This is a genomic window from Vibrio sp. A2-1 (assembly GCF_021728355.1).
Taxonomy (GTDB): Bacteria; Pseudomonadota; Gammaproteobacteria; order Enterobacterales; family Vibrionaceae; genus Vibrio; species Vibrio splendidus_K.
The window spans coordinates 1,530-3,005 of record NZ_JAKKCO010000018.1 but is presented as its reverse complement, the minus strand read 5'-3'; the positions used below and the strand labels follow the sequence as shown (position 1 = coordinate 3,005).

General features: G+C 50.6%; 1 rRNA gene (cut by a window edge). It reads left to right on the top strand.

Annotated elements, in window-relative coordinates:
* The first annotated feature begins 17 nt into the window (after positions 1-17).
* A 23S ribosomal RNA gene (locus L3V33_RS23085) occupies positions 18-1,476 on the top strand; it runs 1,499 nt beyond the window's last position.

Here is a 1,476-nt window from a genome sequence, read left to right as displayed (position 1 = left end):
ACCCTTTCGGGTTGTATGGTTAAGTGACTAAGCGTACACGGTGGATGCCTTGGCAGTCAGAGGCGATGAAAGGCGTAATAACTTGCGATAAGCCCAGATTAGGTAGTAATAACCTTTTGAGTCTGGGATTCCTGAATGGGGAAACCCACTTGCATAAGCAAGTATCCTGTTGTGAATACATAGCAACAGGAGGCAAACCGGGGGAACTGAAACATCTAAGTACCCCGAGGAAGAGAAATCAACCGAGATTCCGAAAGTAGCGGCGAGCGAAATTGGATTAGCCCTTAAGCTTTTAATGAGACAGACGAAGGCTCTGGAAAGTGCCGCAGTAAAGGGTGATAGCCCCGTAGTCGACATCTCATAATCAGTGAAAACGAGTAGGGCGGGACACGTGATATCCTGTCTGAATATGGGGGGACCATCCTCCAAGGCTAAATACTACTGACTGACCGATAGTGAACCAGTACCGTGAGGGAAAGGCGAAAAGAACCCCTGTGAGGGGAGTGAAATAGAACCTGAAACCGTGTACGTACAAGCAGTAGGAGCACCTTCGTGGTGTGACTGCGTACCTTTTGTATAATGGGTCAGCGACTTAATTTTAGTAGCAAGGTTAACCGTTTAGGGGAGCCGTAGGGAAACCGAGTCTTAACTGGGCGTACAGTTGCTAGGATTAGACCCGAAACCAGGTGATCTAGCCATGGGCAGGTTGAAGGTTGAGTAACATCAACTGGAGGACCGAACCGACTAATGTTGAAAAATTAGCGGATGACTTGTGGCTAGGGGTGAAAGGCCAATCAAACCTGGAGATAGCTGGTTCTCCCCGAAAGCTATTTAGGTAGCGCCTCGGACGAATACTACTGGGGGTAGAGCACTGTTAAGGCTAGGGGGTCATCCCGACTTACCAACCCTTTGCAAACTCCGAATACCAGTAAGTACTATCCGGGAGACACACGGCGGGTGCTAACGTCCGTCGTGGAGAGGGAAACAACCCAGACCGCCAGCTAAGGTCCCAAAGTATAGCTAAGTGGGAAACGATGTGGGAAGGCTCAGACAGCCAGGATGTTGGCTTAGAAGCAGCCATCATTTAAAGAAAGCGTAATAGCTCACTGGTCGAGTCGGCCTGCGCGGAAGATGTAACGGGGCTAAGCTATACACCGAAGCTGCGGCTACGTACCTTAGGGTATGTGGGGTAGGGGAGCGTTCTGTAAGCCGTTGAAGGTGTGCTGTAAGGCATGCTGGAGGTATCAGAAGTGCGAATGCTGACATGAGTAACGATAAAGGGAGTGAAAAACTCCCTCGCCGGAAGACCAAGGGTTCCTGTCCAACGTTAATCGGGGCAGGGTAAGTCGACTCCTAAGGCGAGGCCGAAAGGCGTAGTCGATGGGAAACGGGTTAATATTCCCGTACTTCTTACAATTGCGATGGGGGGACGGAGAAGGCTAGGTGGGCCTGGCGACGGTTGTCCAGGTTCAAGTA